Source organism: Mycobacterium sp. NGS26, from assembly GCF_059813025.1.
In genome coordinates this window covers 108,493-134,459 of sequence record NZ_JCALDU010000006.1, presented here as the reverse complement: position 1 = coordinate 134,459, position 25,967 = coordinate 108,493, and the positions used below count along the sequence as shown (strand labels likewise).

Genomic DNA, 25,967 nt, shown 5'->3' with positions numbered 1-25,967 from the left:
GCCAGCGCGGGCTCACCCCGGCTTGGTGGCGGTGACCAGACGCGACGAGAACCAGGGGCCGCCGTACCACATGCGAAATCCGAGGTTGCGGCGCCGCACGTTGAGCCAGCCCAGTTCCCGCAAACGAGCGGCGTGCTGGCGGGTCTCCCACAGGTCGGCGATGGCCAGACGGCCGCCCGGGCGCAACACCCGAACCGCTTCGTCCAAAGCCTTGCGCCGGCCCGCACGTGTCGGAATGTTGTGGATCGCAAGGCTGCTGACGACCACGTCGACGCTCTCGGCGTCCAACGGCAGGGCGGTCATGTCGGCGGTGCGCACCTCGACGCGCTCCGCGACATTTTCCAGCGCCGCGTTGAACAGCGTTGCGTCCCGGGAGTTTTCGGTCTGGTCGGCGCGCCACAGGTCGACGCCTATCGCGCGGCCCCGCGGTAACCGCTTGGCCGCGGCCAGCAACACCGCGCCGCGCCCGCATCCGAGGTCGAGCAGCGTTTCGTCGCCGCGCAGTCGCAGGTTGTCGAGAATGTCGTCCCACACGCGGAACTTGCCCGATCTCGTCGAGTAGATGTAGGACGCCGCCGTCGCGAGGATCTGGACGGCCGATGCCGCCGCAAGCCCGGCCGCCAATCGGTTGCCCCGGGCCAGCGCGAAGCCGGCGCCCGCGAACAGAACCGCGGATGTGGTTGCGACGCCGGCCAACTGGGCTCCGGCCGAGACGGTGTGGAAGGACCCGTCGTACCCGTATTCGCCCTTGCGTGCGGTGCTCACCGCGTCACCAGCGGCCACGGTGGACCACCTCGTCGAAGGGCCGGCGATTCGGCTTGCGGATCGGGGCGAGCGGCCGGTCGGCGGGGTAGCCGAGGCCGAGCATGAAGGCCACCAGGTGATCGTCGGGAACCCCCAGGATGGCGCGCGCCCTCTCCTGGTCCCCCACCGACGAATGCCCCGTGCCGATCCCTAGGTCGGTGGCCGCGATCATCATCGCCATCGTGGCCTGACCGACGTCGTAGTTGTCGGTCACCAGCCTGCGGTCGTCCGGCGGCACCGGCACCACCAGGACGATCGCGGCCGCGGCCTTGGCGATATGTCCGGCGCCCCGCCAGACCGTCGACAGCTGCTGCAGCTGAGCCGGGTCGGTGACGATCACGAAGTCCCATGGCTGGCGGTTTTTCGCCGACGGCGCACGCCACCCCGCCTCGGCGATCCGGTTCAGATCGGCTTCCGGCACCGGGTCCGGCTTGTACTCCCGCACATTGCGCCGGGCGCAGATCGCGTCCCAAGCTTCCATGTTGTTCCTCCCGTCTCGGCCCATGCTGCCACCGTTGTCGGCGAGGCGTTCTATGGTGGCAGCGCAATGGCCCTCCATCTCCACCGCGGCGAGCGCACCGACCTGCTTGCCGACGCTCTCGGCGCCCTGCTGGCCAGCCCGTTGCCCGACCCGTTCGCCGAGGAGCTGGTCCTGGTGCCGGCGCGCGGCGTGGAACGCTGGCTCAGCCAGCGGCTGTCGCACGTGCTGGGGTGCACGCCCGGCGCCGGCGACGGTGTGTGCGCGGGGGTGGCGTTCCGCAGTCCGGCGTCGTTGATAGCGGAGATCACCGGCACGGTCGACGACGACCCATGGTCGCCGGAGGCGATGACGTGGCCGCTGCTGGAGGCCATCGACGGCAGCCTCGACGAGCCGTGGTGCCGAACGCTGGCAACCCATTTGGGCCACTTCGACGCCGACCCCGTCGAGGCCGAGCTGCGCAAGGGGCGGCGCTACGCGGTGGCGCGCCGGCTGGCCGGGCTGTTCGCCTCCTATGCCCGGCAGCGCCCGCGGCTGCTCGCCGATTGGCTGGACGGCGACCCGCGCGGCCTCGACGAGGATCTGCTCTGGCAGCCCGAACTGTGGCGGGCGCTGGTCACGCGCATCGGAGCCGATCCCCCGCACGTCCGCCACCAGCAGACCGTCGCGCGGCTGCGCTCGGGGTCCGGCGACCTGCCGCCGCGGCTGTCGCTGTTCGGGCACACCCGCCTGGCGCGCACCGAGGTGGAGCTGCTCGACGCGGTGGCGGCCCACCACGAGCTGCACCTATGGCTGCCGCACCCCAGCGACGAGCTTTGGCGGGCGCTGGCGGGGCTGCACGGCGCCGTGCCGCGCCGCGATGACACCAGCCGGGCCGCCGCCAGGCATCCGCTGCTGGAGACGCTGGGCCGCGACCTGCGCGAGTTGCAGCGCGCACTGCCCGCCTGCCCGGCCGGCGACGAATACCTGCAATGGCCAAGCGGCACAACCAGACCCGACACGTTGCTGGGCTGGCTGCAGGCCGACATCGCCGCCAACGCGGTCCGGCCCGACGGCCGGGTGCTGGCCGCCGCGGACCGCTCGGTGCAGGTGCACAGCTGCCACGGCCCCATGCGGCAGGTCGACGTGCTGCGTGAGGTGCTGCTCGGCCTGTTGGCCGACGACCCGACGCTGCAACCCCGCGACATCGTGGTGATGTGCCCCGACATCGACACCTACGCGCCGCTGATCGTCGCCGGCTTCGGGCTCGGCGATGTCGCGGGCGACACCCATCCCGCGCACCAACTGCGGGTCAGGCTCGCCGACCGCTCCCCCACGCAGACCAATCCGCTGCTGGGGGTGGCGGCCGAGCTGCTCGCCATCGCGGGAACGCGGGTCACCGCCAGCCAGGTGCTCAACCTCGCCCAGGCCGAACCGGTGCGGGCCCGGTTCGGGTTCACCGACGACGACCTCGACGCGATCACCGAATGGGTCCGTTCGGCGAACATCCGCTGGGGCTTCGACCCGGAGTATCGCCGGCCGTACGGCCTGGCCAAGGTCGTCCACAACACGTGGCGGTTCGGGCTCGACCGCATCCTGACGGGGGTGGCGATGTCGGACGATTCGCAGGCCTGGCTGGACACCGCGCTGCCCCTCGACGACGTCGGCAGCAATCGGGTGGAGCTGGCCGGGCGGCTCACCGAATACGTGGAGCGCCTGCAACGCATCGTCGAAACCCTCAGCGGCACAAAGTCATTGGCCGCCTGGGTGAACGCGCTGACCACGGGCGTCGGCCTGCTCACTCGCTCGGACGACGCCTGGGAACAGGCGCAGCTGCAACGGGAGTTCGCCGAGGTCGTCGCGCGGGCCGGCGCCCGGGCCTCGACGCCGCTGCGGCTGCCCGACGTGCGCGCGCTGCTGTCCACCCAGTTGGCCGGACGCCCGACCCGGGCCAACTTCCGCACCGGGACGCTGACCGCGTGCACGATGGTCCCGATGCGCTCGGTGCCGCACCGGGTGGTGTGCCTGGTCGGGCTCGACGACGGAGTCTTCCCGCGACTGGACGTTCCCGACGGCGACGACGCGCTGGCGCGCGACCCGATGACCGGAGAGCGCGACATCCGTTCGGAGGACCGGCAATTGCTTCTCGACGCGGTGTGCGCGGCGACCGAGACGCTGGTGATCACCTACACCGGCAACGACGAGCACACGGGACACCCGCGCCCGCCCGCGGTCCCGCTGGCCGAGGTGCTGGATGCGCTGGACCAGACGACGGAAACCCCGGTGCGCCGGCACATTCTGACCCACCACCCGCTGCAGCCGTTCGACCGCCGCAACGTCACCCCCGGCGCGCTGGTGCCCGATTCGGCATTCACCTTCGACCCGGCCGCGCTGGCCGCGGCGCGGGCCGCCACCGGGGACCGTTGCGCGCCACCGCCTTTCATCGCCGGACCGCTGCCCGTGTCGCCGGCCGGCGACGTGTCGCTGGCCGACCTGCTCGACTTCTTCAAGGACCCCGTCAAGGGGTTCTTCCGGGCACTCGACTGCACGCTGCCGTGGGACGTCGACGGGATCGAGGACGAGATACCGGTCGACATCGACCCGCTTCAGGCGTGGGTCGTCGGCGACCGGATGCTGCACGACATCCTGCGGGGCATGGACCGCAACGTGGCGATGAACGCCGAATGGCGCCGCGGCACGCTGCCGCCGCTGCGGCTGGGCTGGCGCAAGGCCGACGCGATCAGCCAAACGGCCGCCCAACTGGCCGGCATCGCGCAAAGCCACCAACGGGTGCCGGCGCAGGCCCGTGACATCGCCGTCGACCTGGGCGGGCCCGGCGCCCCCGGCCGCCGCGTCACCGGCACCGTCAACCGGGTGTTCGAGAACCGCATCGTCGACGTCAGCTACTCGCGACTGGCCGCCAAACACAAACTCCAGGCGTGGGTCTCGCTGGTTGCGCTCGCCGCCGGCCACCCGGGCGGCGACTGGACCGCGATCTGCGTCGGGCGCGGCGGCAGGGACGCCGTCGAGGTCTGCGCGCTGGGCGCGCCGCCCGATCCGGTGTCCGTATTGCGGGACCTGGTCGCGATCTTCGACGCGGGACGCCGGGAGCCACTGCCACTGCCGCTCAAGACGTCCTACGCGTGGGCCGAACGCCGCCACCGCGGGCGGGACCCGATGCGGGAGGCCCGAAAAAAGTGGGAGTCCAATAACTTTCACGACGGCGAGGACGGGGAGCCGGCGCACGTGCGGGTGTGGGGACCCAAGGCCCCGTTCGACGTGTTGCTCGGGGCGCCCGAACCGGAACTGGCGATGCCGGGCGAGGACACCCGGCTTGGTGCGCTGGCCGCCCGGCTGTGGGTGCCGCTGCTGGCCGCCGAAAGAAGGCCCGCCTGATGGACCCGTTCGACCTGTTGGGTCCGCTGCCGACGGCGGGCTCCACCACGGTGCTGGAAGCCAGCGCCGGCACCGGCAAGACCTTCGCGCTGGCCGGACTGGTCACCCGCTATCTCGCCGAGGCCGGCGCGACGCTCGACGAGATGCTGCTGATCACGTTCAACCGCGCCGCCAGCCGCGAGCTGCGAGAACGGGTGCGCGATCAGATCTCTGCGGCGGTGGCCGCGCTGGAGGGCCGCCCGGCGCCGGCCAGCGACCTCGTCGAGCACCTGCTGCGCGGCACCGACGACGCGCGCGCCGCGCGGCGGACCCGGCTGCGCGACGCGCTGGCGAACTTCGACGCCGCCACCATCGCGACCACGCACGAATTCTGCGGGTCGGTGCTGAGATCGCTTGGCGTGGCCGGTGATACGGCCGCCGGCGTTCGGCTGGTCGAAAGCCTCGACGGCCTGGTCACCGAGATCGTCGACGACCTCTACCTCGCCCGGTTCGGGGCCGGCGAAAACGAGCCACCACTGACGTATGACGAAGCGCTGGAACTGGCCCGCGACGTCGTCGACGACCCGTGCGCGGAACTGCGGCCGCTCGATCCCGAGCCGGGCAGCACGCCCGCGGCCCGGCTGCGTTTCGCCCGCGACGTGCTCGCCGAGCTCGAACACCGCAAGCGCCGGCTCGGCGTGGCCGGCTTCAACGACCTGCTCACCGGGCTCGCGAAAGTCCTTGCAGCGCAGGACTCCCCGGCCCGCGACCGGATGCGCGGGCGCTGGCGGATCGTACTGGTCGACGAGTTCCAGGACACCGACCCCATCCAATGGCGGGTGCTCGAGTGCGCGTTCGCCGGGCACTCCACGCTGATCCTGATCGGCGACCCGAAGCAGGCCATCTACGGCTTCCGCGGCGGCGACATCCACACCTATCTGAGGGCCGCCCACACGGCCGGGGCTCGCTACACGCTGGGCGTCAACTGGCGCAGCGACCGCGCGCTGGTCGACAGCCTGCAGGCCGTGTTGCGCGGCGCGGCGTTGGGCCACCCCGATATCGTCGTGCACGAGATCCACGCCCAGCACGCCGGGCACCGGCTGGCCGGGGCGCCGCACAACGCGCCGTTCCGGTTGCGCGTCGTCAAACGGCCCGCCCTCGGCTACGACGAGACCCAGAACATCCCGATCGACGTGCTGCGCCGGCACATTCCCGCCGACCTGGCCGCCGACATCGGAGCGCTGCTGGCCTCCGGCGCCACGTATGCCGGCCGGCCCGTCGAAGCCGGTGACGTCGCGGTCATCGTCGAGCAGCACCGGGACGCGCGGGCGTGCCGGGATGCGCTGGCCGCGGCCGGCATTCCCGCGATCTACACCGGCGACACCGACGTGTTCGAGTCGCAGGCCGCCAAGGACTGGCTGTGCCTGCTGGAGGCGTTCGACGCGCCGCACCGCAGCGGGCTGGTCCGCGCCGCGGCGTGCACGATGTTCTTCGGCGAGACCGCGGAAACCCTTGCCGCCGAGGGCGATGCGCTGACCGACCGGGTCGCGGCCACGCTGCGGGAGTGGGCGTCCCACGCCCGGCAGCGCGGGGTCGCCGCCGTGTTCGAGGCCGCGCAGCTGGGCGGCATGGGCCGTCGGGTGCTTACGCAATGGGGCGGCGAGCGGCACATGACCGACCTGGCGCACATCGCGCAACTGCTGCACGAGACCGCGCACCGGGAACGCTACGGCCTACCGGCGCTGCGGGATTGGCTGCGCCGGCAGTGCGCCGACCGCACCGGCGAGTCCGAACGCAACCGCCGCCTGGACAGCGACGCCGCCGCGGTGCAGATCATGACGGTGTTCGTGGCGAAGGGACTGCAGTTCCCGATCGTCTACCTGCCGTTCGCCTTCAACCGCAACGTCCGCAAGAACGACATCCTGCTCTACCACGACGAGAACGACACCCGCTGCCTGCACGTCGGCGGCAAGGACAGCCCCGACCGCCGCGTGGTGGAGGAGCTGCACCGCGGCGAGGAGGCCCGCAACAACATCCGGGTCAGCTACGTCGCGCTGACCCGGGCCCAATCGCAGGTGGTGGCGTGGTGGGCGCCGACGCGGGACGAGCGCAACGGCGGGCTGTCGCGGCTGCTGCGCGGGCGCGGCATCGGCGAGGCGCGGGTGCCGGACAGGTACGAACCGGCCATCACCGACGACGACGCGTGGGCGTTGTTCGGGCGGTGGCAGGACGCGGGCGGGCCGTCGGTGGAGGAGTCTCGGATCGCGCCGCTGGCGGCACGGCCCGCCGCGCCGCCCGTCCCCCACTTCGAGGTCCGGCATTTCCACCGCGCGATCGACACCGGATGGCGACGCACCTCGTATTCGGCGCTGGTTCGCGGCGGCGAGACCGCCCGCGCGCTCGGCACGGACAGCGAGCCGGAGGTCGGCGTGCGCGACGACGAGGTCGAGGGCGTCGTGGTCACCGCGCCCGCCGCCGGCCATGACGTCGAGTCGCCGCTGAGCGCGATGCCGGCCGGCGCGGCATTCGGGTCGCTGGTGCACGCGGTGCTCGAGACCACGGACCCGGGTGTGCCCGACCTCGCCCCCGGGCTCGAAGAGCAGGTGCGGCGGCACCTGGCGTGGTGGGCCGTCGATGTCGACGCCGCCGCGCTGGCGGCCGCCCTGGTGCCGATGCACGACACGTCGCTGGGGCCGCTGGCCGGCGGGCTGACGCTGCGCCAGATCGGCCCGCGAGACCGCCTGCGGGAGTTGGACTTCGAGATCCCGCTGGCCGGCGGCGACGTGCGCGTTGCCGCGCCCGACGTCTCGTTGTCCGACGTGGGCGAGCTGCTGCGGTTCCACCTTCCCGCCGGTGACCCGCTGGGGTCCTACGCCGAGCGATTGACGTCGGGCGGGCTGGGTGGTCAATCACTGCGCGGGTACCTGACCGGCTCGATCGACGCGGTGCTGCGGTTGCCCGGCCAGCGCTACCTGGTGGTGGACTACAAGACCAACCACCTCGGCGACACCGCGGCCGACTACGGCCGCGACCGGTTGACCGAGGCCATGCTGCATTCGGACTACCCGCTGCAGGCGCTGCTGTACACCGTTGTGCTGCACCGCTTCCTGCGGTGGCGGGTGCCCGGCTACGACGCGGCGCGACACCTGGGCGGGGTGTTGTATCTGTTCGTGCGGGGCATGTGCGGTGCCGACACGCCCGTGGTCGACGGGTACCCGTGCGGCGTGTTCGGCTGGCAGCCGCCGCCCGAGTTGGTGGTGGCGCTGTCGGATCTGCTGGACGAGGGAAGGCGGGCGGCGTGACCGCGGACGTGGAGGTCGCCGTCGGCGTCGAGGGCCTGCTGGGGGCTTTCAACACGGCCGGTGTGCTTGATCTCTCGGATGTGCGTGTGGCGCAACGACTCTGCGCGCTGGCCCGGGAAGACGACGAACGGGTGGCCCTGGCGGTGGCGCTGGCGGTGCGCGCGCTGCGGGGCGGATCGGTGTGCGTCGAGCTCCCGACGGTGGCGGCGGCGGTGGGTTCGGGCGACGTGCCGTGGCCGGAGCCGGTGGAGTGGCTGGCCTCGGTGCGGGCGAGCGCGTTGGTGGGTGACCCGCCGGTGCTGCATCTCTATGACGACCGGCTGCTCTACCTCGACCGGTACTGGCGCGAGGAAAAGCAGGTGTGCGACGACCTGCTCGCGCTGCTGGCGTCCGGATCGACGCGCGAGTTGCCCGTCTCCTCGCGGCTTTTCCCGCCCGAATACTCCGAACAGCGCGAGGCGGTGGAAATCGCGCTGTCGCAAGGGGTGACAGTGCTCACCGGCGGCCCCGGCACCGGCAAGACGACCACCGTCGCGCGGCTGCTGGCGGTGGTGGCCGAGCAGGCCGAGCTCGCCGGGTCGGCCCCGCCGCGGGTCGCGCTGGCGGCGCCGACGGGCAAGGCCGCGGCCCGGCTGGCCGAAGCGGTGCAGCGCGAAGTGGCCAGGCTGGATGCGGCCGACCGCGAGCGGCTGGGCGGGCTGCAGGCGATGACGGTACATCGGCTGCTGGGCCGCCGGCCGGACTCGTCCTCGCGGTTCCGCCACGATCGCGGAAACCGGTTGCCGCACGACGTGATCGTGGTCGACGAGACGTCGATGGTGTCACTGACCCTGATGGCGCGGCTACTGGAAGCGGTGCGCCCGGACGCCCGGCTGATTCTGGTCGGCGATCCCGACCAACTCGCGTCGGTCGAGGCCGGCGCCGTGCTGGCGGACCTGGTGGACGGATTGTCGGGCCGCGGCGACATGCGGGTGGCGGCGCTGCGGACGTCACACCGGTTCGGCGAGTCGATCGGCTTTCTCGCCGACGCGATCCGGGCTGGCGACGCGGATGGTGCGCTGACGTTGCTGCGATCCGGTGACGAGCACGTCGAGTTCATCGAGGACGACGACGTCGTTGATCGGTTGCGGCCGATCCTGCTGCCGCACGCGCTTCGGCTGCGAGAGGCGGCGGCGTTGGGCGCCGCCGATGTGGCGCTGGCGACGCTGGACGAGCATCGGCTGCTGTGCGCGCACCGGCAGGGCCAGTTCGGGGTGCGACGCTGGAATCGTCAAGTGGAGCAGTGGCTTTCGGAGGAAACGGGCCTGCCGCCGTGGTCGGAGTGGTACGCCGGGCGCCCCCTGCTGGTGACCGCGAACGACTACGCACTGCGCGTGTTCAACGGTGACACCGGCGTCGCGGTTGCGGGTCCCGACGGGTTGCGTGCGGTCATCGCCGGCGCGACCGGGCCCGTCGACTTCGCGACCAGCCGCCTCAGCGATGTCGAGACCATGCACGCGATGACGATCCACAAGTCCCAGGGCAGCCAGGCCGACGAGGTGACGGTGCTGCTGCCGGGCGAGGACTCACGGCTGCTGACGCGGGAGTTGTTCTATACCGCGGTGACCCGCGCGAAGGGCAAGGTCCGCGTGGTCGGATCCGAGGCTTCCGTGCGCGCCGCGATCGCGCGGCGGGCGATGCGCGCCAGCGGGCTGGCGCTTCGGCTGCGGGAGTCCGCGGCTAGTTGATCGCGGCGGTGGCTAATCCTCCAATGCGCGCACGTCCTCGGAGGTCACGACGGTCCCTACACTCACCAAGGGCAGCCCCGTCTCCGGATCTATGGAGATCCCAGCGCTGCCGGCGCCCCTGAGGCCGCGTCGCATCAGGGCGGCGACAGTTTCGCTTAGCGTGCTGTGGGTCTCCCGCGCGATCGCCAGCGCCTGTCTGTGCAGATCCTCGGGAAGATCGATCGTGACGCGCATGCCAGAGTTTAGCTCTCACGCCGATTCAGCACGGCCGACCCGTAGCAAATCGCATGCGGCGGTCCGTTTCATCCGCTTGCCCCTTTGCCGTTGTCGTAGTGACCGTTGAGCAGCGCGGACACGGTTGTCGGTCGCCACGGATGGCCCTTCTGGGTGCGCTGTCCGGCCGAGTTGAGGACCCGCGCGGTGGCCACTTGCGTGACGCCACAGCCGTGCACGAGCCAACGGACGTAGCGCTTCAGCACCGGCTGGCGCTGCGCCCACGGCGCGGCGGGTGCCGGAAGGGCCGGCAGCACAACACGTTCCGCGTAAGCACCGGCATCGGTGCCGACTCCGGTCGGAACGCGTCGCACCGCCGCCCCGGCGGGCGCACCGGCGCCGGCGGCAACCAGGCCCAATTCGATTTCACGGCTGAGGCTTTCGGCTCCCAGTGCCGCGAGTACCGCCTTGTCGAGCTCGTCGACGGCCTGGACTTCGCGCCGGAGGGCGAAGTCGATTTCGCTGTACCCGCCGGTGACCGGGCATGGGTCGAGTTCGCGCCCGACCCGAAGGTTCAGCCCGTGCCGCTGCAGCACCAGGCTCAGGCGCCGCCAGTGTTGCTCACGCCCGAGGTCCGGGCCCGCGAACGGCACCCAGATGTCCATGCGGTCGGTGATCGCGCGGCCCAGCGCCGACATGACGGCGTCGATCTCGGTCAGCTCGCCGGCCGCCGCTGCCTCGCCCGGCTCGAAGGAGAAGACCTCGGCGATGCGGCATCCCTGCTGTGTCGCGTGCTCCGACAAGTGCTCACGGTGCCTCAGCACCGTGTCGTGGTCCCCGAGCAGAATGACCCGGGACCCGGTTGGCGAGTCGCCCGAAAAATGCGCCATGGATACCTCCCGCTGAGCGCAGGGTTGGCGGGCCGTCCGGTTGGAGGCGTCGCGTGTGATTGGGCCAAAGGTAGCGCGGGCCACCGACATTTAGGTTTGGTCTGTGCTCGCGGGCGACCGCGCCTACCGACTGGAACCTTGGGATTCCTGAGTGTTGAGTGGTCGTCCGCGAGCATGGGCCCTGTGTCGGCTGGTGTCCCTGTTTGGGAACTTGAAGCTGCCTGATGGCGGACTTCTGCTTTTGGAATGTCTGGGCTATGCCCGTCGGACTGGGGACCGACCTGCCGATCGCGTTGAAAGGACGTGCGTGGAGCTGACTTTGGGTATCGACTTGGCCTGTCGGGCTGCTCACCAAGCATCGCTGGCTCGCCCCGACGGGACGTTCGTGTGGAGTGGACGCAAATTCTTCACCCGACCCGCTGAGCTCGAGAAACTGTGGGCAGATATCGGCCTTGGCGAGCAGGACACGGTGCGGGTCGTGATGGAGCCGACCCGCAACGCGTGGGCGCCGGTCGCATCATGGTTTCGCCATCGCGGCGCGCATATCTCGATGGTGCCCACCACCCAGTCTGCGGACCTGCGCGCCTACTACTCCAAGCACACCAAAAACGATCACTTGGATTCGAAAGTGCTGGCCAGGCTGCCACTGCTGCATCCAGAAGGGCTGCGCGAGCACACCGGGGATGGGCCAGCCGACCCGCTGCGGCGGATCGTCAAGATCCACGCCTCGATCGTCAAGCGCCGCACCGCGGTCCTGCAGCGCCTCGACGCCCAGCTCGAGCTCCTCGGCCCGGGCTGGTATGACGCCCTGGGGTCGAACTACGGCAAAGCGGCACTGGCGCTGCTGACCCGCTACGCCGACCCCCACAGTCTCATCCGTCTCGGCCACGCCCGCTTAACCCGTTTCCTGATCCGCCACTCCCGCGGCGCGTGGCGCGAGCACCACGCCACGATGCTGTTGGCCGCAGCCCAGGAATCGTTGCAGCTGTGGGGCTCTGGCGCCGAGGCCAGGATCGACTTCGCCGAGCTGGCCGCCGATATCGCCGTGGAGGCTGAGCAGGCCCAAGTGCTAACCGAGCAGATCGAAGACCTCGACGAGCGCTGCGCCAACCTCTATGCCGAGGCCGATCCCACCGGAATCATCGCCTCAGCACCTGGGGTCGGGCCGGTCACCTGCGCCGTCATCGCCGGCCGCATTGGCGATCCGCACCGGTTCCACTCCCTGGCCGCCATCCGCGCCTATTCCGGCCTGGTCCCCAAGGTCAACCAGTCCGGACAAGCCCAGCACCAGCACGGGCTCACCAAAGCCGGCGACCCGCTGCTGCGGGAAGCCCTCTTCACCGCTGCTGACCAAGCCCGCAAAACCGACCCGCAGCTGGCTGCGAAATACAAGCGGCTCATGGGCACCCAGCGACACCACGACTCAGCGACCTGCCACATCGCCACCATCCTGCTCACCCGGATCGCCACCTGCTGGCGCACCGGCAAGCACTACGTACTGCGCGACACCGACGGGCGCCGCATCACCCCCGAGGAAGGACGCCGCATCGTTCGCACCCACCACACCGTCGACAAGCAGATCCGCATCAAGGCCGCCAACACCCGACAGTCACAACGCCGCAAAGGCAGGACGAGCCGGGAACAAAAGGAGTCGCCAAGCGCTCCAGTTCTCCGGCCCGCCAACCCGAGCATAAAGCCACCGCACATGCTTGACTCCGCTTAGGAACTCAAGTTTCGGTGTCGGTGCGGAACAATCGCGGTCAGCATGGTCGACGACGCCTCCCCACCGATATCCCGACGACGCCACATCGTGCGGCTCGCCGTGTTCGCCGGCTTCCTGCTCGCGCTCTACCTTCTGGTCGCCGTCACCCGAGTGATCGACGTCGAGACGGTGCGGCGGACCGTGCTGGCGACGGGCCCCGCGGCGCCGCTGACCTATGTCGCGGTGTCAGCAGTTCTGGGCGCGGTGTTCGTTCCGGGCTCGGTCCTGGCTGCGGGCAGCGGACTACTGTTCGGGCCCGGATTGGGCATCGCGGTGACGCTCGGCGCAACGGTGGGCACCGCGATCGTCGCGAGCCTCGTCGGCCGCCGGGCCGGCCGCGACAGCGCCCGGGCGCTCCTGGGCGCCCGACGCGCCGACCGCATCGATGCGCTGATCGATCGGCGGGGGCTGTGGGCGGTTGTGGGCCAACGCTTCGTCCCCGGCATCTCGGACGCGCTTGCCTCCTATACATTCGGGGCATTCGGTGTTCCGTTGTGGCAGATGGCAATTGGCTCTTTGATCGGTTCGATACCGCGCGCATTCGCCTACACCGCTCTCGGCGCGTCGATCGGGAATCGGTCGCCCGCGTTGGCATACGCGGCGATCGCGGTGTGGTGCGTGAGCGCCATCGTCGGCGCGTTCGCCGCGCGGCGGGGATATCGAAAATGGCGCGCGCACCACCGCCGCGGCGATGAAGGCAGCACTGAAGACGGCAACGAATGAGTGGCAGGGCCGCCGCGCCGCGGTTGATGCTCCTATAGATGGCAAGCGGGAGTAGCCGGTCTTCCAGACCCGCGAGCGCGCTCATATGTACACCGACACGCCGTCGACGCCGGCATTTTGAGGACCCTCGGCAAGTGGATTTCAGCGCGCCGGTGTCAGCATCTCCTTCCACCCCTCATCCCCGATGTTGGCCGAGTTCGCGACGGAATAGACCATTCCATCGGGCCCCACGACTTTGCCGCTCTGCACGTCGTAGATCGACGAGGGAACGGCTCCGGCGGTGTAGAGGCAGGGGTTGGGTTGCTGCCCGTTGCACTGGACGGTCCCCGATCCCGGTCGCTGCAGCGGATCGCTGACCGGCGGCGGCGTGCCCGGCAGCTGATCGGCGGGCAGCGGGTTGAGGCCGTTGTCGACCGACGGCGCCGGGATCACCAGGCCGGGCTTCACCGGCTGGTCACAACGCGCGGCCGGCGCGGGGCAGGTGAGGATCTGGTTCGGGTCGCCGTACCACGGGTTGGAACCCAACGGCACGTACGGCGCGCTGCTGCGGCACTCGCGCGGGGTCGCCGCCCGCTTGCCGGGCACGTCCACACATACGTCGTTGCGTGCCCCGCGAACCACGTTCTGCGCGTCCATGGGGATCTTGCAGTAGGTGCCGGCGGGCAGCGGCGCGGTGCTGGTGTCGGCCGGCGCCCGCCATTCCGACGCCGGCAGGAAGCCGGTCAGGCACGGCGGCGGCTGGTTGAGGGACAGGGCGCCGAAGCCGAGCGAGGCCTGGCCGGGAAATTCCGAGGTGACCGACTGGGCGATCGCGGCGGACTGCGGCAAGAACACCAACGCCTGCTCGACGCCGTTGTGGTAGCGCTTCAGCATGTCGAGCACGACCTCGAGGTTGGCAAGGGTCTGTGGCAGCGACTCGCGCACGTCGCCGAACGTGGCGTTGACTTGCTCGGCCGTCGGCGCCGCGTTGGCCAGGATGCGACGAATCGCCGGATCCTGTTGTGCCGTCTGCGCACTCAGCGTCTTGAGGTTGGCGGCCCAACGCCCGATGTCGTCACCGGAATTGACCTGGCTGTCGATGATGGGCGCCGAGTGCTCGATGATGTCGTCGATGTCGTCGAGGCTGCCCCTGAAGTCGTGGCTGATGCCCTGGGTCGCGTCGACCAGGCGCCGAAGGGACGGCCCCAGCCCGCCCAGCGCCTGCGACGCCTCGTACAGCAGCGACGCCACCTTGTCCTTGGGCAGCACCGCCAACCCACGGTTGGCGGCATCCAGCGCCGGGCCGATCTGGCTGGGCACCGTGCTCTTGGTGATCGTCTGGTTGCTCCGCAGGTACGGACCGCCGGTGCGGGTCGACACCAGATCGATGTACTGCTCGCCCACCGCAGACACCGAATGCACATTGGCCCACGCGTCGTTCGGAATCTGGTAGCCGTCGTCGATGCTCATCGTCGCCCGCGCGCCGCGCTGGGTTGGTTCGACGGCGGTGACCGTTCCGATGGTGATGCCCCGATACGTGACGTTGGCGGTGCGATACAGGCCCCCTGACTGCGGCAGTTCGGCGTACAGCGTGTAGCGCCCGACGCCGACGAGGCTGGGTAGCCGCAGGAAGTACCAGCCCAGGACCACCACCGCGCCGATCGCCAGCACCACCAACAACACCAGTTGGGTTTTGATGAGGCGGGTCAGCATCTCTCACTCGCCCCTTTCCACCAGCGGGCCCCCCGGGGCGTCGTTCGGGTTCGGCGTGTAGCGGACATCGGGGACCATGGTGGCCGGATCCCGCCCCCACGCCTGCTCGAGCGCCCGGAACATGCCCGACAGTCCGGTTCCGGTCAGCAGCCCGTTATCGAGGGCGGACAGCGTCAGGTCGATCCCGGCCGACACGTTGACGAAGTCGCCGCGGATCACCTTCGGGACGCCGTCGATGTTGAACGGCGCTGTGAGGCCCAGGCGCAACGAGTCGACGACGAGCGGCGCGGCGCGGCCGAGTTGAATGAACGGTCGCTGCAGCGACTGCAGGTTGTGGTGGAGATCGGGCCGCGAGTCCGACAGCGCCCGGTTGGCGACGTCGCTGAACCGGCCCAGCGATTCGATGGCGTTCGCGAACAATTCGCGCGTGTCGGAGAAATGCTCGATCAGCGGTGGAATGTCGGTGAGCAACCGATCCAGCGTGTCGTTGTGGCTCGCGATGATGCTCAGCAGCTCGTTGGTCGAATCGATCGCGCGGGTCAGGTCGTCGCGTCGGCGGTTCAGTTCGGCGGTGAAAGTGTCCAGCCGCCTGAGGAATTCGCGGACCTGATCGACGTGGCCGTCGAGGGCCTTGAGTATTTCGGTTTGAATCACGTCGAGGTTCGCGATGCCGCCGCCGGTGAGGATGACCGCGATGCTGGCCAACGTCCTTTCGATGGTGGGGTAGGCCGACGAGTTCGCCAGGGCGATGGTGTCGCCGGTCTTCAACGGCTGCGGCGACGGGTTTTTCGGCGCCGCCAGCTCGACGTGCTGGGTGCCCAGCAGGCTGGTCTGGCCGATCTTGGCGGTCGCGTTCGCCGGCAGCTGCACGCTCGGGTCGAGGTCCAGCGTCAGGATCGCGACCCAGTTCTTCAGCCGGATGTCACGCACCGTGCCGACCCACACGTCGGCGACCCGCACCCGGCTGTTGGTGTTCAGCGCCAGCGTGTCGGGCATCTGCACGTAGATCGTCATGTGATGCGAACCCGTGCCACGACCGTACGGCAGCGGCACGTTGGCGATGCCCCGCCAGCTGCACGACGTCACCACGGCGGCCAGTAACAACACGAGCGCGCGGCGACCGGCGCCGACGATCAGGCGCTTCACCGGCCCGCCCCCGGCGGCGGCGCAAACCACGGTGGCGCAGGCGGATTGGACTCGTCGTAGGCGTTCGGCGGTCCGGGCAGGTTGGTTGCCGGCGGCGGGGGCGCGATGTCCGGACCGCCCATCAGCTCGGCCAGCGATTCCGGGGTCAGCATGTTCGCGGTGAACGGCTGAACCTGCGTGCCCTGCATCCCGGGCGCGACGACCCAGCCCGGTTCGTGGTTGCCGTGCGAAAAGGGTGTGTCCGGCGAGAAGATTCCCGGGACGGTGGTGTCCTTGTACCCCGCCGGCGGGCGGAGCCGGTCCTCGGAGTAGGCGACCTCCTTGGGCAAGGTGTTCGCCGAGCTGAAGAAGTTGGCGGCGAACGGCAGGTAGTTGAACTTGATGGAGTCCAGGACCGGCGCCAGATACTGCGCACACAGCTCGGCCGAGTCCTGATAGCCCAGCCGGCTGCCGGCCTGAATCGAACTGCAGATGAAGTGAATCGGGTTCGCGAAGTTGGGAAACACGAATGTCCCCACCAGCGAGCTGTGCGCCGGATAGTAGATGTTGTTGAAGTTGCCCGCGAAGGTGGGCAGCACGTGCAACGCCGTTTCCAGGCCGTTGCGCGGTTCCGGTTGCAGCAGCTCCGTGGTCGCCTCGGCCAGGTTGTTGACGTCGTGAGTCAGCAGGGACCTGTTGTCGCTCACGAACTTTCGGGCATCCGCGAGTACGTCGTCGACGCGGGCGACCGTGTCGGCCACATCGTGATCGGACTTGGTGAACCAGTCGGTGAACTGGGCCAGGTTGCCATTGAGGGCGACGAACTGCTGGTCGTTGCGGTACAGCGCGCCGATGAATTGCGCCAGGCTTCGCGTGATCGTGACGAAGTCTCCCCGCCCCTCGTTCAGCGCGGTCAACGCCTCCGACAGGCTGTACAGCGTGTCGTGGATCTGCTTGCCCTTGCCGGCCAGGTTGTCCGCGGCCGATTCGATGAGCTCACCGAACGGTCCCTCGGGCTGCTGCGGTGTCGGCCCGAGCTGCCGCAGGATCCCGTTGATCGAATCGCGCAGCTGGTCCCACTCGACGGGCACCTGGGTCCGCTCGATCGGGATCACCGCGCCGTCCTTCAGCACCGGCCCGTCGGTGTAGGGCGGCGACAGCTGGATGGTGCGCGAGGCGACCAGGCTGGGGTTGAGCACCGAGGCGGTGGCGTTGGCCGGCACCTTGTACTTGTTCCTGTAGTGGAAGGTGACCCGCATCTTGTCACCGGCGGGCTCGATCGCGTCGATCGAACCCACCCGCACCCCCATGATCTCCACCTTGTCGCCCGGGTACAGCGCGAGCGTCTCGGAAAAGTACGCGACGACGCTGTTGTTGGTCAGCTTCCGGTACAGCTGCACCCCGACGACAATCGCGATGAGCGCCAACACAATTGCCATCACCCCGGCCAGCACCACCTTGGCCGACAGTTTCGGCAGTCGAAGGCTGCGGATGTCGAAGATGGTGCTCACTGACTGCTACCTCCCGTGCCGTCGGGCGTGACGAACGGCGCCGGCAACTGCGGCCCCGGCCCCGGTGGCGCTGCGGGGCCCGGCGGCAGGCCCGGCGCGAACGTCGACGGTGGCGGCGCGGGCCCGGCCGGTGCGAGCGGTTCGGTGCGTGCGCCGGGAGGCACGTGCTCGGGCAGCGGCGTCGGCACACCGGGGACGTCCGGCGCCGGCTCACCGGGCCGGCCCGCGATCGGGATGCCCGGCGCCGGCGGCGGGGCGTCGGGCTGCGGCGGTGACGTCTGGACGTCGAGCGGCGCCGGGAAGGCGGGGCCGCCGAACGGGCCGATGGCGGCGCCGGCGCAGGGCAGCGGGTTGTCGGGCCGCGGGGACGCGCCGGGCCCGGGCGTGTAGGAGCACGGCGATCCGGGCGGGACGGCCGGCCCCGGATGCTCCGGTGTGCCCTCCCGGACCGGAGGGGCCGGCGGCGGCGCGCCGTTGGGCAATCGGGCGCCGTTGGGATCGGGCCACCGGAACTCGGGCAGCCCGGCGCTGCGCCAGAAGTTCTCCGGGTCGATGCCCCGCTTCTTGAAGGCCGCGTCGACCCACGGCTGAAGGATCTGGTAGGGAAGCAGATTCGCGACGATGGCCTTGAAGTACGGCCCGGAGGCGACGGCCTCGGTCAGGGACGCGGTGTACCTGCTAAACAGCGTCAGCACATCGGCCAGGTCCTTCTTGCGCTTGACCAGTTCGTCGCTGACCGTGCTCAGCTGCGCCAGCAGGTGGTTGAGGTTGGGGTTCTCCTTGATCAGGCCGGACACCTGGCTCGACACGTCCGACACATTGCTCAGCAGGATGCTCAGCGCCTGGCTGCGTTGCTTGAACGCGATCAGCAGGGTGTTGGCGTTGACCAGCAGCCCGTTGAACTGGCCGCCGCGGTCGCCGAGCACGCGCGCGATCTTGCTGGTGTTCGCCAGCAGTTGCTTGAGCTGATCGCCGCGCCGGCCGATGGTGTCGGAGAACGCCCGGACCCCGTCGAGGGCGGCGCTCAGGTGCGGGGCGGTCTGATCGAAGGTCTCCGACAACACCTTCAGCGAGCGTTTGGTGGCCTCGATGTCCCAGCCCGTCGCCGCCTTCGTGGCGTCGACGAAGGCGTCGTAGACCTGGTACGGCGTGGTGGTTTGCGTCGACGGCAGCAAACCGTTGGGCCGCAACGGCTCTGAGCCGCGCGGTTCGATCTGCATGTTCTTGCGACCGAGAATGGTGTCGGTGCGGATCGCCACCCGGCTTTGCGACCCGACCGTCCGGCCGTCCAGCGTGAAGCCGATCGCGACCCTGTTGCCGCGGATCGCCAGCGAGCGCACCAGGCCGACGTCCACGCCGGCGATTTCCACCTTGTCGCCGGTGTTGATGCCGCCCGTGTCGGTGAATTCCGCGTAGTAGGTCGGCGTGGCGAACAGCATCGGAACGCTGGAAAAGGTTTGCCCCACAGCGACTACGAGCAGCGTGACCACCACGCCCATCAGCCCGACGCGGCCGCGGTTGAATTCCGTCAGCGTCCTCATTGCGGCGTGCACCTCCCGGTGGGCTGCCCGAAGAGCTTGATGGTGCGGACCGGACCGCCGGGCTGTAACCCGTTGACCTTCAGGGAGAGGTCGCACAGGTAGAAGTTGAAGAAGTCGCCGTAGGTGCCGCCGGCGCGGCCGATGATCCGGTATGCGCCAGGCAGCTTGCCCAACACGTCGTCGAGTTTCGGCAGGTCGTTGATGAGCGCCTGCGAGATGTCCTCGAGGTGGCCGACGGTGCTGTGCAGCAGCGGCCGGTCCTCACCCAGCAGGTCGGACAGGGTTCCCGCGGCGTCGCTGATGTGCGCCACCGCCGCGGCCAGCGGGTCGGCCCTGTTCTTCAGGCCGGTGATCAGCACCTCCAGCTTGTCGACCGTCCGGTCGAACTCCTTCTGATGCTTGACGGCGGTCGCCAGCACGGTGTTCAGGTTGTTGATGATCTCGCCGATCGCCCGGTCGCGGTCGGCCAATGTTGTGGTGAGCGAGGCGGTTTGGTCGAGGATGTCGTTGATGGTGGCGCCCTGCCCCTGGAACACGGTGATGATCGACTGGGCGATCCTGTTGACCTTGTCCGGGTCCAGCGCCTTGAAAAGCGGGCGGAACCCGCCGATCAGGGCATCGAGGTCCAGGGCCGGCTGGGTGTGCTCGAGCGGGATCGTGCCGCCCGGGGCCAGCGGGTGACCGCTGTCGCCGCGCTTGAGTTCCAGGTAGCGGTCGCCGATCAGGTTGAGGTAGCGGATCGACGCGGTGGTCGCCTTGTCCAGCGGCAGCGAGCTGTCCACTTTGAAGTCCACCAGCACCCGTTTGTCTCCGTCGATCAGCGTCACCTTGGAGACCTTGCCGACCTCCACCCCCGCGGCCCGCACGAACTGCCCGGCCCGCAGCCCGCTGGCGTTGCTGAACAGCGCCGAGTACCCGGTGGTGCGGTCGAAGCGCACCTGGCCGAACACGACGACGATCACCACGGTGAACATCAACAGGACCAGCCACAGGATGCCGAGTTTGACTGCCGTGCCACCGATTTTCATGGAATCCTCGTCATGGGTTGATCGTGTTCTCCCCGTATTGGCGTCCCCAGACGTACTCGGCGAACAGCGGCTGGCCGAGTTCGAAGTGGTTGTACGGCGCGAGGCTGGCGCCGGTGTCCATCACCAGGTACGGCGCCGGCCACAGGTCGCGGGTGATCGTCTGCCAGCAGCCCGGCCGCCCACCGGGCCCACCGTGGGCGTTCACCCGGGGCAGGTTGTCCGGGTAAACATAGGGGTTGGGCGCCGGCAGCAGCGTTCCGAACGCCGCCAGCGAATAGCCGTTGCGCCCAGCCGCGTTCGCGACCAACGGCGCGGCGTCGTGAAAATTGCGGATCGTGCAGAACACCTCCGGGCTGTAGGTGTCGAGCAGCTCGGCCGTGGGCACCAGATCGGCCGCGCCGCGCACCAGATACGGTCCGCCCCTGGCGAAGATGTCCTCGCCGGTGTTGCCCACGCCCACCGCCGCCAGCAGCGCGGCGTCCAGGTCGCCCTGCTGCCTGGTCAGCGTGCGGGCGGTGGTCAGCGCGTTCTGCAGAAAGGCCCACAAGTCCGGCGAGGCGCGGGTGTAGGTCTCGGCGAGGTCGGCCAACCGCCGCACGTCGTAACCGATTTGATTCACCCGCGGGTTCAACTGCTGCAGAATCTGATTGCCGTTGACGAGCGACTCCCCGAAGCGCCCGCCGAGCCCGTCCAGCGCCTGCGCCAGCGCGGACAGCGTGGCGTTGAGCTCGATCGGGTCCACCTTCTCGGCGATCGAGGTGATCGTCTCGAACAGCGTGTTGAACTCGGTGGTCACCGACCGCACGTCGATCACGTCGTGCGGTGAGATCCGTTGGGGTTTGGGGTTTTCCGGCGATATGAGCGACACGTACTTGTTGCCGAACAGGGTGGCAGCCTCGATGGTGGCCGACACGTTGGCCGGAATCAGGTCGATGTACTTCGGATTGACCTCCAGCACCAGCTTCGCCGCCGGGGCGCGGTCGCGCTCGGTCTCCGAGATGCTGGCCACCCGGCCGATCGCCACCCCGTTGAAGGTGACCTTCGCACCCGGCTCCATCACCAGGCCCGCGCGCGACGCCACCATGGTCAGCTCGGTCTTCGGCGTGAAGTCGCCGCGAAACTGCATGTACACCAACGTCAGAACCAGCGCGCCGACCACCAGCAACGCCACGCCCTCCAGGTACAGCACGACCCGTCGTCTCGTCGGCGTCAGCATCGTCGTCATGGCGTCACACCGTGAGATTGAAGTTCGGGTCGACGCCGTAGAGCGCCAACTCGGCCAGCAGGACCACGACCACCACCGAGACCAGCGAGAAACGCATCGACCGCCCGACGGCCTGGCCGACGCCGACCGGGCCGCCGCTGGCGGTATAGCCGTAGTAGCAATGGGTGATCATCACCACCACCGCGATGATCACCACCTCCAGGACCGACCAGCCCACGTCCTCGGGGCGCAGGAAGGTGCGGAAGTAGTGCTCGTAGGTGCCGTTCGACTGCCCGTAGAAGATCGTCGTGACGACCTGGCCGGAGGTGAAGGCCATGTCGAGGGCCAGCACGTAGAGCGGCACGATCACCACGAGCCCGCCCAGGATCCGGGTGGACACCAGAAACGAGATCGACTTGATGCCCATGACTTCCAGCGCGTCGATCTCCTCGCTGATCCGCATGGCACCCAACTGCGCGGTGGCGCCGGCGCCCACCGTGGCGGCCAGCGCGACGCCGGCGACGATGGGGGCGGCCACGCGCGTATTGGCCAGTGCCGCAAAGAATCCGGTGAACGCCTCGACACCGATGTTGCCCAGCGACGCGAAGCCCTGGATGGCGATCAGCGAGCTGCCGGACAGCGTCACAAACCCGATGATCGCGACCGTGCCGCCGATCACGGCCATCGCGCCGGTCCCCATGCCGATCTCGGCGGTGAGCCGCAGCGTCTCCCTGCGGTAGCGGTGCAGCGCCCACCCGATCTGCATGACGCTGATCCGGGTGAACCTCGCGAAAATCCCGATCTTCTCGAGCCTTCGGACCGCGCCGCCGCCGTAGCGGTCGAGGCTGGCGACGGTCCGCGGATAGCGGGCGCGCAGCACGGTAAGGGTCGACACGTCAGCGCCCCGTCCCGAATCGCACGCCGATCGTGGTCAGCACCACGTTGACCGCGAACAGCGCGATCACGCACAACACCAGCGTCTCGTTGACGGCGGTGCCGACGCCCTTGGGACCGCCCTTTGTGGTGAGCCCGCGATAGCAGCCGACCAGCCCGGCGATGGTTCCGAACGTGGCCGACTTGATCACCGAGATGACCACCTCGGGCAGGCCGGTGACGAGGGTGAGGGTGCCGACGTAGGCGCCGGCCGAAATGTGTTGGATGAAAACGCCGAAGACGAAACCGCCGACCAGCCCGATGGTGATCACCGCGCCGTTGAGCAGCGTGGCGACGATGGTCGCGGCGACGACGCGGGGCACCACCAGCCGGTGGATGGGGTCGATGCCGAGCACCTCCATCGCGTCGATCTCCTCGCGGATGGTGCGCGCACCCAGGTCGGCGCAGATGGCCGTGGCGCCGGCCCCGGCGATCACCAGCACGGTGGTCAGCGGGCCCAGCTGGGTGACCGCGCCCAGCGCCGCGCCCGCACCGGAGATGTCGGCGGCGCCGAACTCGGCGAGCAGGATGTTGAGGGTGAAGATGATGAGCACCGTCAGCGGAATCGAGACCGCGAGCGTCGGCAATAACGAGACGCTGGTGATGAAGTAGCCCTGCTCGATGGTCTCGCGCCACTGGAACGGCCGGCGAAACAGCGCCTTGCCGGTCAGCACGCAGGTTCGGTAGAACCCGCCGACGGCGTCGATCCCGGGCTGGATCTGCGCCCGGAGGTAGGTGGTGATCACGGCGGGGCTGCTCATTGCGGGATCTCCCGGCGGTCGAGGGCGGCCATGATCGTGGTGTTCGCGCGTTCGAGCGCGTCGTGGGCGGCCTTCTTCGCCCCGGCGGGGTCGCCGGCACCGATCGCGCCGACCATTTCCCGGTAAGCGTCCCGGCCCTTGACCTCGCCGGTCAGCGCGGGGGCCAGGGCGGCCAGCGCCGGCTCGTAGGCGGCGCGAAATGCGTTGTACATCAACCGGAATACGATCGAGCCGGTGCCGTCGACCACTTGATCCCAGAACGCGAGCGTGCCGCGGTGCCACGCGAGAGGCTCCTCTACGGCGTCCAAGGCAAGCAGCGAATCCTCGAGCGAGCCGGCGAGCTCGGGTTCGTGCCGTTCGGCCGCCAGCTCCGCGACCTTCGGCCCGATGCGCAGCCGGGTTTCGAGGATGCTGCGGAACACGGCGTGGTCGAGCTCGCCGTCGCGAAACAGCAACCGGGGCAGCAGGTCCAGGCCGGCGTGCCGCCGGAAATCGCGCACGGTGGTGACGCCGCCGTGGCGCACCTCGACCAGGCTGGCCGCCGAAAGTCGCTTGAGCCCCTCGCGGATGGCGGGCCGGGACGCCCCGAAGGCCTCCGCCAACCGGCGCTCGCTGGGCAGGGCCTCACCGGGCCGCATCTCGCCGCTGAGTACGTCGGCGGCGATCTGCTCGAACACCTTCTCGGGCACCGAGCGGCGCACCGGCTGTAACGGCATGCGGCCAGTGTGGCTGGTGTGACGCAAGTAAAGTGGTCAGACCACCGGCGTGTCGCGAATCTTTCCCCGGCGAGACGTTAGGTTCAGCGCATGGGGCAGCGGATCGTCGTGGTCGGGGCCGGCATTGCCGGCCTCGCGACGGCGGTGGCGATGCAGCGGCGCGGATACGCCGTCACCGTCGTCGAGGAGCGCACCGACACGTCCTCGGGCGCCGGCATCAGCATCTGGCCCAACGCGCTCGCCGCGCTGGACCGCATCGGGTTGGGCCAGGCCGTCCGCGACGCCGGTGGCCGCATCACGGCGGGCGCGTTGCGTTGGCGCGACGGCTCGTGGCTGCGCCGGCCGGCGCCCGAGCGGTTGATCAAGGCGCTCGGCGAACCGTTGGTGGTGGTGCAACGCTCGGCGCTGCGCGACATCCTCGCCGACGCGCTGGCGCCCGGCACCGTCGAATATGGGCTGTCCGCGGTCGGACTCGCGCCCGCGGGCGACGAGGTGCGGGTCCAGCTGTCGGACGGCGACGCCCGCGTGGCCGACGGGGTGATCGGCGCCGACGGCACCCGCTCGGTGGTGGCCCGCCACCTCAACGGCCCGCTCGCCGATCGTTACGTCGGCTACACCGCGTGGCGCGGGGTGGCCAGCTGCGCCATGGACCCGGAGTTGGCCGGCGAGACGCTTGGACCCGGCGTCGAAACCGGCCATGTCCCGATGGGCGCGGATCGGCTGTATTGGTTCGCCACGGAGCGCGCACCTGAAGGACAGCTCTCGCCCAACGGCGAATTGCCCTATCTGCAAGCAAGATTCGCGCACTGGCCCGAACCGATTCCGAGCATGCTGGCGACGACGGCCCCCGAAGACGTGTTGCGCAACGACCTCTACGACCGCACCCCCGCCCGGACCTGGACGCGCGGACCCGTCGTGGTGGTCGGCGACGCGGCGCACCCGATGCGCCCGCACCTGGGACAGGGCGGTTGCCAGGGACTCGAGGACGCCGCGGTGCTGGGCGCGTGTGTCGACCAGGCGGACGACCTGCCCACCGCCTTCGTCCGGTTCGCCGCATTCCGCCGGCGCCGCGTCCGGCGCATCGTCCGCGAATCCGCGCTGATCGGCCGGGTGGTCAACCTGCGTCCGGCGTTCCTGAGCGCCGCCGCGAGCCGCGCCACCGCACTGGTCCCCGAGGCCGTGCTGACCCGCCACGTCGCGTCGGTGGCGGCGCGCTCGGCGTTCGCGCTGCCTCTGAAAACCTAGAAAACCTAGGCGCGCTACCCGCGCTGCGCGGCCACGAACAGATTCCGCGGGACCTCGTCCGCGACCTCCTTCGGGGCGCTGCGGCCATAGCCGGCCATCAGCTCGTCGGAGGGCGTCACCGTCGCGTCCCAGCCGTGGCGCCGGAACCAGTCACCGACGTCCTCGCGCTCCTCGAAGTAGAACAGCTCCTCGTTGTTGGGGATCTCGCGCTGCGGGTCCACCTTGGCCACCAGGGCGCGGATCCTGCTCATCCGTTCGCGACGCCTCGCGCGGAACTCTGGGTCGATGAACTTCGGGCCCAGCGCCTCCACGGCGACCCGGCTGCCCGCCACCGTGAGCTCCTGGACGCGGTCGAACAGCAGGTCCTGGGCCGCGGCCGGCAGATACGGCATCAGGCCCTCGGCCGACCAGGCGCTGGGCGCCGAGGCGTCAAAACCCGCCCGCCGCAACGCGGTTGGCCAGTCATGGCGCAGGTCCACCGGGACGGCGAGCCGGTTGCAGGTGGGCCGCGCCCCGTGCTCGTCCAGCGTCGACGACTTGAACTCCAGCACACGCGGCTGGTCGAGCTCGTACACGGTGACGCCGTCCGGCCAGGGCAGCCGCCACGCGCGGGAGTCCAGGCCCGCCGCCAGGATGACCGCCTGACGGATGCCGGCATTCGTCGCGTCGAGGAAGAACTCGTCGAAAAACGCTGTGCGGCAAGCCATGTAACCGACCATCGCGGTCATCTGCAACCGCAATCCCGGTTCGGATTCCAGGATCTCGTCGGGCAACTGCGACGCGGAGTACCAATTCCACAGCCCATCCCCGGCGGCGTCGAGGAACACCCGCGCGAACGGGTCGCGGATCATCGGGTTTTCGCTCTCGGTCTCCACGGCGCGGGCCGACGCGACGCCCAGCGCCGTCGCCCCCACGCTCTCGGTGATCTCCCAGCTGTCGTTGTCGGTTCTGGCCACGC

At 69.8% G+C, this 25,967-nt stretch carries 20 protein-coding genes; 6 read left to right on the top strand and 14 right to left on the bottom strand.

Going from position 1 to position 25,967, the window contains the following annotated elements:
* Positions 1-12 precede the first annotated feature (12 nt).
* Both AC5Y6X_RS19760 and AC5Y6X_RS19755 read right to left on the bottom strand, forming a co-directional pair.
* The gene (locus AC5Y6X_RS19760; RefSeq protein WP_499988589.1) at positions 13-783 is read right to left on the bottom strand and encodes a class I SAM-dependent methyltransferase; all 771 of its coding nucleotides are present in this window, start codon (positions 781-783) and stop codon (positions 13-15) included.
* Positions 770-1,285, bottom strand: coding sequence for a nitroreductase family protein (locus tag AC5Y6X_RS19755; RefSeq protein ID WP_499988587.1), 516 nt, complete (start codon positions 1,283-1,285; stop codon positions 770-772). Before AC5Y6X_RS19755 ends, AC5Y6X_RS19760 begins: the two co-directional genes overlap by 14 nt.
* Positions 1,286-1,351: 66 nt before the next feature.
* Between AC5Y6X_RS19755 and recC the strand changes: the two genes are divergently transcribed.
* Genes recC through recD form a run of 3 tightly spaced genes read left to right on the top strand, consistent with a single transcriptional unit; the run spans position 1,352 to position 9,665 of the window.
* Positions 1,352-4,657, top strand: coding sequence for an exodeoxyribonuclease V subunit gamma (gene recC, locus AC5Y6X_RS19750; protein WP_499988585.1), 3,306 nt, complete (start codon positions 1,352-1,354; stop codon positions 4,655-4,657).
* Positions 4,657-7,938 carry an exodeoxyribonuclease V subunit beta gene (gene recB, locus AC5Y6X_RS19745; RefSeq protein WP_499988584.1) on the top strand — a complete coding sequence of 1,094 codons (3,282 nt, stop codon included), beginning with the start codon at positions 4,657-4,659 and terminating at the stop codon, positions 7,936-7,938. Before recC ends, recB begins: the two co-directional genes overlap by 1 nt.
* The gene (gene recD / locus AC5Y6X_RS19740; RefSeq protein ID WP_499988582.1) at positions 7,935-9,665 is read left to right on the top strand and encodes an exodeoxyribonuclease V subunit alpha; all 1,731 of its coding nucleotides are present in this window, start codon (positions 7,935-7,937) and stop codon (positions 9,663-9,665) included. The genes recB and recD overlap by 4 nt, the downstream gene beginning before the upstream one ends.
* A gap of 12 nt (positions 9,666-9,677) precedes the next feature.
* Here the strand turns inward: recD and AC5Y6X_RS19735 are convergent, their stop codons facing one another.
* The gene (locus AC5Y6X_RS19735) at positions 9,678-9,899 is read right to left on the bottom strand and encodes an antitoxin (RefSeq protein WP_499988580.1); all 222 of its coding nucleotides are present in this window, start codon (positions 9,897-9,899) and stop codon (positions 9,678-9,680) included.
* 68 nt (positions 9,900-9,967) lie between these two features.
* Positions 9,968-10,768 carry a hypothetical protein gene (locus AC5Y6X_RS19730; RefSeq protein ID WP_499988579.1) on the bottom strand — a complete coding sequence of 267 codons (801 nt, stop codon included), beginning with the start codon at positions 10,766-10,768 and terminating at the stop codon, positions 9,968-9,970.
* A 307-nt stretch (positions 10,769-11,075) separates the two neighbouring features.
* On the opposite strand from AC5Y6X_RS19730, the gene AC5Y6X_RS19725 reads away from it, so the two are divergent.
* Positions 11,076-12,491 carry an IS110 family RNA-guided transposase gene (locus AC5Y6X_RS19725; protein WP_499988577.1) on the top strand — a complete coding sequence of 472 codons (1,416 nt, stop codon included), beginning with the start codon at positions 11,076-11,078 and terminating at the stop codon, positions 12,489-12,491.
* Between the two features lie 42 nt (positions 12,492-12,533).
* On the top strand, positions 12,534-13,253 hold the full coding sequence (locus tag AC5Y6X_RS19720; protein WP_499988576.1) for a TVP38/TMEM64 family protein: 720 nt from the start codon (positions 12,534-12,536) through the stop codon (positions 13,251-13,253).
* A gap of 141 nt (positions 13,254-13,394) precedes the next feature.
* Here the strand turns inward: AC5Y6X_RS19720 and AC5Y6X_RS19715 are convergent, their stop codons facing one another.
* Genes AC5Y6X_RS19715 through AC5Y6X_RS19675 form a run of 9 tightly spaced genes read right to left on the bottom strand, consistent with a single transcriptional unit; the run spans position 13,395 to position 23,764 of the window.
* Complete coding sequence (locus tag AC5Y6X_RS19715; RefSeq protein ID WP_499988574.1) at positions 13,395-14,945, bottom strand: MCE family protein; 1,551 nt, start codon at positions 14,943-14,945, stop codon at positions 13,395-13,397.
* 3 nt (positions 14,946-14,948) lie between these two features.
* Entirely contained in the window at positions 14,949-16,082 is a 1,134-nt protein-coding gene (locus tag AC5Y6X_RS19710; RefSeq protein ID WP_499988881.1) for a virulence factor Mce family protein, read from the bottom strand.
* A gap of 5 nt (positions 16,083-16,087) precedes the next feature.
* Positions 16,088-17,581, bottom strand: a complete 1,494-nt coding sequence (locus AC5Y6X_RS19705) for a virulence factor Mce family protein (RefSeq protein WP_499988573.1) — start codon at positions 17,579-17,581, stop codon at positions 16,088-16,090.
* The gene (locus AC5Y6X_RS19700; protein ID WP_499988571.1) at positions 17,578-19,122 is read right to left on the bottom strand and encodes a virulence factor Mce family protein; all 1,545 of its coding nucleotides are present in this window, start codon (positions 19,120-19,122) and stop codon (positions 17,578-17,580) included. The genes AC5Y6X_RS19705 and AC5Y6X_RS19700 overlap by 4 nt, the downstream gene beginning before the upstream one ends.
* The gene (locus AC5Y6X_RS19695) at positions 19,119-20,150 is read right to left on the bottom strand and encodes an MCE family protein (RefSeq protein WP_499988569.1); all 1,032 of its coding nucleotides are present in this window, start codon (positions 20,148-20,150) and stop codon (positions 19,119-19,121) included. Before AC5Y6X_RS19695 ends, AC5Y6X_RS19700 begins: the two co-directional genes overlap by 4 nt.
* 10 nt (positions 20,151-20,160) lie before the next feature.
* Positions 20,161-21,375, bottom strand: coding sequence for an MCE family protein (locus AC5Y6X_RS19690; protein WP_499988567.1), 1,215 nt, complete (start codon positions 21,373-21,375; stop codon positions 20,161-20,163).
* 4 nt (positions 21,376-21,379) lie between these two features.
* Complete coding sequence (locus tag AC5Y6X_RS19685) at positions 21,380-22,249, bottom strand: ABC transporter permease (protein ID WP_499988565.1); 870 nt, start codon at positions 22,247-22,249, stop codon at positions 21,380-21,382.
* A 1-nt stretch (position 22,250) separates the two neighbouring features.
* The gene (locus tag AC5Y6X_RS19680) at positions 22,251-23,048 is read right to left on the bottom strand and encodes an MlaE family ABC transporter permease (protein ID WP_324681042.1); all 798 of its coding nucleotides are present in this window, start codon (positions 23,046-23,048) and stop codon (positions 22,251-22,253) included.
* Complete coding sequence (locus AC5Y6X_RS19675) at positions 23,045-23,764, bottom strand: FadR/GntR family transcriptional regulator (protein WP_499988564.1); 720 nt, start codon at positions 23,762-23,764, stop codon at positions 23,045-23,047. The genes AC5Y6X_RS19680 and AC5Y6X_RS19675 overlap by 4 nt, the downstream gene beginning before the upstream one ends.
* Before the next feature lie 90 nt (positions 23,765-23,854).
* Here AC5Y6X_RS19675 and AC5Y6X_RS19670 point away from each other — a divergent pair, with 90 nt between their 5' ends.
* On the top strand, positions 23,855-25,009 hold the full coding sequence (locus AC5Y6X_RS19670; RefSeq protein WP_499988562.1) for an FAD-dependent oxidoreductase: 1,155 nt from the start codon (positions 23,855-23,857) through the stop codon (positions 25,007-25,009).
* 14 nt (positions 25,010-25,023) lie between these two features.
* Here AC5Y6X_RS19670 and AC5Y6X_RS19665 read toward each other — a convergent pair whose 3' ends face one another.
* Positions 25,024-25,965 (bottom strand): class I SAM-dependent methyltransferase, encoded by a 942-nt coding sequence (locus tag AC5Y6X_RS19665; protein ID WP_499988560.1) that lies wholly within the window; start codon positions 25,963-25,965, stop codon positions 25,024-25,026.
* Positions 25,966-25,967: the final 2 nt, after the last annotated feature.

Coding starts and splice junctions, on each gene's coding strand:
- AC5Y6X_RS19755 (WP_499988587.1), bottom strand. CDS start 1,285: ATGGAAGCTTGGGACGCGATCTGCGCCCGGCGCAATGTGCGGGAGTAC.
- recC (WP_499988585.1), top strand. CDS start 1,352: ATGGCCCTCCATCTCCACCGCGGCGAGCGCACCGACCTGCTTGCCGAC.
- recB (WP_499988584.1), top strand. CDS start 4,657: ATGGACCCGTTCGACCTGTTGGGTCCGCTGCCGACGGCGGGCTCCACC.
- AC5Y6X_RS19735 (WP_499988580.1), bottom strand. CDS start 9,899: ATGCGCGTCACGATCGATCTTCCCGAGGATCTGCACAGACAGGCGCTG.
- AC5Y6X_RS19730 (WP_499988579.1), bottom strand. CDS start 10,768: ATGGCGCATTTTTCGGGCGACTCGCCAACCGGGTCCCGGGTCATTCTG.
- AC5Y6X_RS19720 (WP_499988576.1), top strand. CDS start 12,534: ATGGTCGACGACGCCTCCCCACCGATATCCCGACGACGCCACATCGTG.
- AC5Y6X_RS19715 (WP_499988574.1), bottom strand. CDS start 14,945: ATGCTGACCCGCCTCATCAAAACCCAACTGGTGTTGTTGGTGGTGCTG.
- AC5Y6X_RS19700 (WP_499988571.1), bottom strand. CDS start 19,122: ATGAGGACGCTGACGGAATTCAACCGCGGCCGCGTCGGGCTGATGGGC.
- AC5Y6X_RS19695 (WP_499988569.1), bottom strand. CDS start 20,150: ATGAAAATCGGTGGCACGGCAGTCAAACTCGGCATCCTGTGGCTGGTC.
- AC5Y6X_RS19690 (WP_499988567.1), bottom strand. CDS start 21,375: ATGACGACGATGCTGACGCCGACGAGACGACGGGTCGTGCTGTACCTG.
- AC5Y6X_RS19680 (WP_324681042.1), bottom strand. CDS start 23,048: ATGAGCAGCCCCGCCGTGATCACCACCTACCTCCGGGCGCAGATCCAG.
- AC5Y6X_RS19675 (WP_499988564.1), bottom strand. CDS start 23,764: ATGCCGTTACAGCCGGTGCGCCGCTCGGTGCCCGAGAAGGTGTTCGAG.
- AC5Y6X_RS19670 (WP_499988562.1), top strand. CDS start 23,855: ATGGGGCAGCGGATCGTCGTGGTCGGGGCCGGCATTGCCGGCCTCGCG.